The 7532-nt window shown below is 59.9% G+C and carries 5 protein-coding genes; 2 read left to right on the top strand and 3 right to left on the bottom strand.

Annotated elements, in window-relative coordinates:
• Together traA and PU724_RS14880 are read left to right on the top strand one after the other, a co-directional pair.
• Positions 1-2890, top strand: a 2890-nt coding sequence (gene traA / locus PU724_RS14885) for a Ti-type conjugative transfer relaxase TraA (protein ID WP_426213285.1), incomplete at its 5' end; no start/stop codon positions are given.
• A gap of 130 nt (positions 2891-3020) precedes the next feature.
• On the top strand, positions 3021-3236 hold the full coding sequence (locus tag PU724_RS14880) for a helix-turn-helix transcriptional regulator (RefSeq protein WP_354421875.1): 216 nt from the start codon (positions 3021-3023) through the stop codon (positions 3234-3236).
• 173 nt (positions 3237-3409) lie between these two features.
• Here PU724_RS14880 and PU724_RS14875 read toward each other — a convergent pair whose 3' ends face one another.
• From PU724_RS14875 to PU724_RS14865, 3 genes are read right to left on the bottom strand one after another with little or no spacing between them, the layout of a single operon-like run.
• Positions 3410-5755 carry a YecA family protein gene (locus tag PU724_RS14875; RefSeq protein WP_354421303.1) on the bottom strand — a complete coding sequence of 782 codons (2346 nt, stop codon included), beginning with the start codon at positions 5753-5755 and terminating at the stop codon, positions 3410-3412.
• A 28-nt stretch (positions 5756-5783) separates the two neighbouring features.
• On the bottom strand, positions 5784-6722 hold the full coding sequence (locus PU724_RS14870) for a hypothetical protein (RefSeq protein WP_354421305.1): 939 nt from the start codon (positions 6720-6722) through the stop codon (positions 5784-5786).
• Positions 6715-7383, bottom strand: coding sequence for a TauD/TfdA family dioxygenase (locus PU724_RS14865; protein WP_426213282.1), 669 nt, complete (start codon positions 7381-7383; stop codon positions 6715-6717). Before PU724_RS14865 ends, PU724_RS14870 begins: the two co-directional genes overlap by 8 nt.
• Positions 7384-7532: the final 149 nt, after the last annotated feature.

Raw genomic sequence — 7532 nt, 5'->3', positions numbered from 1 at the left:
GATGCTGCCAGAGGACGCGCCGGAAGCCTGGAGCGACCGCGAACGCCTGTGGAACGATGTCGAGGCGTTCGAAATGCGCAAGGATGCGCAGCTTGCCCGCGAAGTGGAGTTCGCCCTTCCACGCGAACTCAGCCAGGCGCAAGGCATCGAACTGGCGCGCGACTTTGTTCAGACCGAGTTTGTCAGCCGGGGCATGGTCGCCGATCTCAATGTGCATTGGGACAGGGCGGAGGATGGCAGTCCCAAGCCGCATGCGCATGTCATGCTCACCATGAGGTCGGTCGATGAGAATGGTTTTGGCCCGAAAGTGCGCAACTGGAACCAGACCGAGCTGGTCGAGCGCTGGCGCGAGCGATGGGCCGAGCTTGCCAATGAACGCCTGGCTGAACTCGACATAGACGTCCGCATCGATCATCGCAGTCTGGAAGCGCAGGGCATTGAGTTGGAGCCGCAAACCCAGATCGGCGCACCGGCCCAACGCATTGAGGGCGGTGGCCTCGACGCTGCCGGCATTGAAGCAGATCGCGCCGAATTGCATCGCGAGATCGCGCGCAACAATGGCGAGCGGATTATTGCGAATCCATCCGTGGCGCTGGATGCCATCACGCATCAGCAATCAACCTTCACCCGAAAAGACATAGCGAAGTTTGCGCATCGGCACAGCGATGGAATCGAGCAGTTCAACGAAGTCATGGGCGCCATCGGCAACGCGCCCGATCTGGTCGAACTTGGCAAGGACGGACGCGGCGAAGATCGCTTCACCACCCGGCAGATGATCGAGACCGAGCAGCGCCTGCATCGCGCAGCGGAACGCATGGCCGGGGAGGAGCGTCATGCGGTGAGTGACCGGGATCGGGGCGCTGCTCTGGCGCGTGCAACACGACGCGGGCTTGTCTTGTCAGGCGAGCAGACTGATGCACTGGATCAAATCACCGACGGCAGCGGTCTTGGTGTCGTCGTCGGGTTTGCTGGAACCGGCAAGAGCGCGATGCTGGGCGTTGCCCGCCAGGCGTGGGCAGCGGCGGGCTATGAGGTTCGAGGCGCGGCCCTCTCCGGCATCGCGGCCGAGAATCTCGAAAGCGGATCAGCCATCTCGTCGCGCACCATTGCCAGTATGGAACATAGCTGGGGACAGGGCCGCGATCTTCTCACCGCGAGCGATGTCCTGGTGGTGGACGAGGCCGGCATGGTCGGCACGCGCCAATTGGAGCGCGTGCTCTCCCATGCGGCGAACGTCGGCGCAAAGGTCGTGCTGGTCGGCGATCCGCAGCAGTTGCAGGCGATCGAAGCTGGGGCCGCATTCCGTTCGATCCACGAACGCCACGGCGGCGTCGAGATCGGCCAAGTACGCCGGCAGCGCGAGGACTGGCAGCGAGAGGCCACACGCGATCTTGCAACCGGCAGGATCGGCCCTGCGATCGACGTCTATGACACACAAGGGATGGTGCATCGGGCTGCGACGCGGGACGAGGCGCGTAGCAATCTCGTCGAACGCTGGGATCGCGACAGGCAGGCACAACCAGAGGCAAGCCGGATCATTCTCACTCACACCAACGACGAGGTGCGCGCGCTCAACCAGGCAGCGCGCGAGGGAATGCGTGCTGCTGGAGATCTTGGCGACGAGGTTCAGCTGGATGTCGAACGCGGTGCAAGGAACTTTGCCAGCGGCGATCGCGTCATGTTCCTGCGCAACGAGCGCGGTCTAGGGGTCAAGAACGGCACGCTCGGGGTGATCAATGAGGTCAGCACGCAGAGCATGACCGTGCGCATCGACGACGGCAGGTCGGTGCGGTTCGACCTGAAAGACTATGCCCACATCGACCATGGCTATGCCGCGACCATCCACAAGGCGCAGGGCATGACGGTTGACCGTACTCATATTCTGGCAACGCCGGGCATGGATGCACATGGGAGCTACGTTGCGCTATCGCGTCATCGAGACGGAATGGACATACATTATGGCGGCGACGACTTCGCGACACGAGACCGGCTCGTCCGCGCGCTGTCGCGCGACCGCGCCAAGGACATGGCGTTGGACTATGAGCAGATGGGCTCGGCGCAGAGCTATGCAGAACGTCGCGGGATCTCCTTCCGAGAGCGCGTGGTCGAGATCGTGCGCCGGATCCTGCCGGAGAAGGTCCGCGACAGGATCGGCGAGCTGCTGGACGGATTGCGTTCGCCCGCAGACGCCGAGCCTGGCCGGGACCGTGGGCGCGGTCCGGGAAGGGAGGATGTTGGGGCGCAAAGCGAACACGGCCGCCCGACGCCTGAAAGAGAAGCTTCCGCCAGGGGAGCGCAGCGCGAGGCGGATGCGCCGGTGGATCCGGAAGCGGCGTTGCGCAGCGCTCGCACGAAGGCGCTTGTGCGCCACGCGCGTGCTCTCGATGCTGTTACGCGCAGCGGAAATGCGGACGGGCAGGGGACTCCCGAGCAGATGGGCGAATTGAGAGATGCGCGCAACGCTTTCGAGAAGGTTCGGCCCCATGGGTGGCGCGATGCCGAAGCGGCCTATGTCAAGAATCCCGAGTTGGTTCGCGAAGCGGGGGTCGGTCGCGTCAACCGCATCGTGCGCGCCCTCCAGCTTGAAACCGAACTCCGCACTGGACTGGAAGCTGATCCGATCCACCGCGCCGACCGTTTCGTGGAACGCTGGCAGAAGCTCCACCGGACAAGCCAGGACCAATACCAGGCTGGCGACATGTCCGGCTACAAGTCAACCCGCTCGGCCATGTCCGACATGGCTAAGAGCCTCGAACGCGATCCGCAACTAGAATCCCTGCTTGCCAATCATAGAAAGGCGCTTGGCATCCAGGTCGCATCCGGCCGGCGCCTGGGTGTGGAACTCGCGTTCAACCACGGCATTGGCATCGGGCGTGGCCTAGGACTCTAAACCCCTCCGATTTGCCGCCGTTCCGACGCTCCAAATCGATGAGATGACAAATCTGATTGCGCGCGGACCTTGGGTTTGCCTGTCTGGTTCCAGCAGGTGCCAAATGCTCTCAACGAAAGGCAAGGCAGCCATGCCTGAACCGGATCGTATCATTCGCCTTAGGACCGTCCTCGCGCGGACCGGCTTGTCCCGCTCAACGATGTACCGCAAAATCGCCGAAGGCACGTTCCCGGCTCAGATCAAGATCAGTGTCAACGGTGCGGGGTGGAGGGAATCTGATATCAATCGGTGGGTCGCCGATCCTGTTTCGTGGTGCGCCAGGGCGGGGCAGAACAATAGCTACTAGCAGCAATCGGTCGGCAGGCCTATCGCCGCCATCGGATAGGTTCCGCATCTTGTCATTCCAATGACGGAGTAGGAGCAGGAAGCGGAAGGGCTGACTTTGGGGCGGTGAAGCCATTAGCGGACATTAGATTTGAAGCGTCTATATATCGGTACGAACGATCGTTGGTCGCGGCGTCAGCGCCCATGACACTTTTTGTATTTCAGCCCGCTCTGACACGGACAGGGATCGTTGCGCCCCGGTTTGCCTCCAATCCGAGGCATTTTTGCCAATTGAGCGGTCGGAGCCTTGGCCTGCGCTTCTGCACGCTTTTTCATCCGTTCCGCATCATCATAAATGTGGGCGTTGTCATCGGTGCGCGAGGGTTTGGTGATCTCGAATGTATATGCCTTTTCATAAGTCCCGCCAGCAGTCGCCTCGATCATGATCCCGGTCATGTTAGCAGCGGGCGTGATGATCGCTGCAGCGCTCGCTTTATCGTGGACGTTTCGCCAGTCGATCTCATCGCCTGACCTTTGCAGCCAGATAAAGAAGGGCGTATCGCTTCCGTAAAGGAAGTAGCGGGCGGAATGCTGGTTGAGCGTCTTGCGAAGCTTGGCGAGCATCTTTGCAAGGTCGTTCCGCCCTTCCTCACTAAGATTTCGGATGGAACTCTCAGCTGCAAGCCATCCCGATGTTCGGCTGGCATCTAGCGCTCCGAGAAGTTTCAGTACCTCCTCCGGGAACTTCTGCGTGGGAAATGGCCTCGCTTCCCAGTCTTCGCCCTCGAAACTCTGGTCGACGTCGTGGCTCATGCCATCCCAGACGACCATGTTCGCCTCGCCGTCCTTCAATTGGTCGGCAAGGGCCTGGTCGAAGCGGTTCTTCTTCAGATAGGCCCCAAGGTGGTCGACCTCGTCGAATAGATGGGCACCGCGCATGCCCGCCACGGCCTGCCGCACCTCCATGTAATGTACGAACTCGCCGGGTGTGGGCAGAAGGCGCCTGAGCACGAAGAGATCGTCTATCGAAAATGAAACGAAGGCATGTTTCCCAAGTAACGGCTCGACCTGTGGCAGTTCCTTGCAAAAGGCCGAAAAAGGCGAGAACGACTCGACTGTCAGGCCGACCGGCACCATCACGCGGTAGTCTGCACGTCGCACGCGCGCGCACTCGACGTACTTGCCATCGACAAGATGGTAGAGCAGCACTTCGTCCGCCGAGTTCAGGTAGTCGAAGAATCGCTCGCACTGCTTGTACGCCTTTAGCACAAGGTCCTGCACCGACTGGGCGTGCCGACCGAAATCGAGCGCCGGAGACGCAATGGTCGCGGCTGCCCCGGCCTTGGCCTCGACAAGAAACAGCACATCGTCCATTAGGATCAGCGTGTCATTTTCCGACCACTGCTTGCTCACCGGGTCCTTATAGTAGACTTCCTGAAGAACCTCAGCTCCGGGCAACTGGCGAGCCAGAATATCAGCGAAGGCGGCTTCGCTCATCTCCTTCTGCCGCTCGTTAAAAGCCACTTTATAGTTAGGCTTGCGCTGCAGCAGGTTGAACAGAAGCGCACGATAGCCCGCGTCACGAGTGAAACACGGATCGACTGCGTAGTAGTCCGAACCGAGATGAATGAGGGGTTTCTTGCGGGCAGGCAGCGTCCGGTACGGGGTCCCTGCATAATCTCCGGGAGCGAAGAACTCGGTTTCCTCCCCGCGCTGGTACGCGAGATCCGCCAGTAACGCGGGCGGGAGCTTCGTGTGACGGCTCACGTTGGCGACGCCACCCCGGAACATATCATCCACGGCTTGTCTGGCGGCCTTTGCCTGATCCGCCTTGTCCGCAATCCAAGCCTCCATAACATCCTGCAGAGGCTTATCTTCCGCGGTGGCGAAGGTCTGCACCGCCTCGAATTGCTTCATCATTTCCATGATGGCGTCGGCGTGACCGGAGCGCGTGGAATCGGTCATGGCCTGAAATCCGGTCGCGATCTCGTCGGCACCGACGCCGTAAACCTCCTTCAGGACATCGTCGTGTGGCGCGAGCACGTAGCGGTAGAACTCACCCTCAAGGACCTGATAGCGGTTCCCGCGAAGCAAGACCCAGGTGGACTTCGCCCGAAATTCTATATCGGCCGTGTCCGGGCCGAAAACGCCGTCCTTCGTATTGGCCGACGTGGCCATGGCGAAGAACATGGCCTGTTGCCGCAACTCACGGCCAAGCTCAAACAGCTCTGCGCATATTGCCTCGTCGAACTTGACCTTCTCGGGAGCCGGATCGGAGGCCAGAACCGCGTGCACATACTCAAGCAGGAACTGGTTCTCGTTAATGAGGTCGTCAGGGCCAGCCGCTTCGCGCTCTTCCTCTGTGCTGTCCTGTTCCGCCATCGCTTTCATCATGCGTTGGGCATAAATGTAGCCGAGCAGGTCTCGAGGCGGCATGGAGAGAATCTGCGCGCGCATGCGCGCAGCGGTAGCTTCCATGTCTTTCAGCAGGGAGGATGCGGTCTCCTTGCGCTTCTGTTCAACTGCGTCATCTGATGGCATGTCAGTCCCCTGACCGTTGGCGAACGAGCTAATCGTTGCCATAGTCGGCTTCGTACTCCATTTGCCTTTCTTCTTGGTCAGAGAAGGTGGGATCTAGCTCCGCAGCTTCGATCTCGTCTGTCCCGTCGAGCCAGAGACCACAGGTCGGGCATTGAAATTCCTCGCCCATAAACTGGCGGTCGACGATCTCCCAGATTGCGTACTCATCGCGGTCCTCGCTGATATCCTCGCCTGTTTGCTCTCCGGCCATGAAGGCGCGACATTCGCATGAAGGGCATTTGTAGGCCCACACGTGAGCAAGATCCCTGGCAAACAGGAAGCTTTGTCGCGATGGCTGAAGCGCTTGGGCAGCGGCAGCCAGAGCCTTTCGGACCGCCACTTTCTTGGTTAGGAATTCCTTCTTCGCGCTTTCGACGCGCAACGTGACCGACGCTTCCAAGGCTTGGGCTGCCTCGAGAAGGAGCAGCCTCGGCGCCTTTGCGTCGTCCGCGCCCAACCACTCCTCGAGAGACGTTCCCATTTCACGCAGGATTGTGTCGCAAGCGTGCCAGTAGCGTGCCTCCCAGGCATCGAGGTTCATTGTGCGAAACGGTAGGTCTCCTGAGTGGAGCTCTGCATTGCGACGCTCCGCGATTCCCTGGCAGAATTCCTGAACGTCCTTATCGAACCGCGCGACGAGGTGGACCAGCCGTTCGAACAACGTTTTTGCAGTTATTGTTTTGACATCTGTGGTGACCTTGACGCCGGCCGCCACGAATAGGGATTGCCAGTGGCTGGGATCGACCACCAAGCTGGGGTGTTTGCCTGCCAACACGGCCTTCCCCAACAGCTCCAAGGCGAGCGACGCCCAGAGCTGGTATTCGTCTAAGTCATTGTTAGCCTTCCTCGCCAAAGCACGGCCAATATAGATCTTAGATTTGCTTAGCAGCGCGTCGCTGCTAATTGCGATGAAGACATCCTCAGCCATCGATCAGTACCCGTGCAAGCTTGCGATTCGTGTTCATCTCAGTCGCCTCGCGGCCATGGAGCACTCTCCAATTGTCAATCAAAAGGATATCGCCTTTACGCCAGTCATGGCGATAGGGCATGGCTGAACCAATTCGTTCTTCAAGGATGCTCAAGGCCACGTTTCCTCGAGCATCGACGGCCTGAATGCACCCAGGGTCGAAACGAAGATACTCGTGCGATCTCGGCAACATTGTAGAGTAGAAAGATCTACGTCCGGTCCGAACAAGTACCGGAGCGCTTTCGAGCAGTTCAACCTCCTGTTCGGTCAGCCCGAGCCGGTGCCAATCTATCAGCAAGGTCGCGGATATGGAGGTGCCTGGGTCAACGCAGCCGAGGACCAGATAGCGGCAAGGTTTGCTTCGATGGCTCAGCTCGGCGTGGAAGGGTAATTGGCCTGTCCCGAATCTAGCGCTTAAGGAGCGAGGGTGGGCGTTATGCCGTTCCTGCGGCAACAGCACCTCGGCCACCGACTTCGTGCGTCCCCTTGCGAATGGCCCTAGTTGCGCACCAATCCCCTTAATGACCTCGACGATCTCGGCCTCGTTGCCACCTACGTGGAACTTCGCCCATCCCGTCCGTTTCATCTCCTCAATCGATCTTAGCAACGCGACGACCTCCAACTTTGAATGCCAGATTTTCGCAACCCATAACGATGTCCACTAGTAGCGGAGTAATTGTGGCGACGATCTCGCCCAACTGAAAGCCATCAAGGGGTGCTTGGTCGATACCAATGCCTCGCCAATTCAGAGATCTCGGTTTTTGTTCAAGA

The organism is Mesorhizobium abyssinicae (genome assembly GCF_049887195.1).
Classification (GTDB): Bacteria; Pseudomonadota; Alphaproteobacteria; order Rhizobiales; family Rhizobiaceae; genus Mesorhizobium; species Mesorhizobium abyssinicae.
The sequence above is the reverse complement of the archived record's forward strand: the minus strand, read 5'-3'. Positions and strand labels throughout refer to the sequence as shown.

What these genes read in the sequence shown, in the direction of transcription:
- PU724_RS14880 (WP_354421875.1), top strand. Translation starts at nt 3,021, where the DNA reads ATGCCTGAACCGGATCGTATCATTCGCCTTAGGACCGTCCTCGCGCGG.
- PU724_RS14875 (WP_354421303.1), bottom strand. Translation starts at nt 5,755, where the DNA reads ATGCCATCAGATGACGCAGTTGAACAGAAGCGCAAGGAGACCGCATCC.
- PU724_RS14870 (WP_354421305.1), bottom strand. Translation starts at nt 6,722, where the DNA reads ATGGCTGAGGATGTCTTCATCGCAATTAGCAGCGACGCGCTGCTAAGC.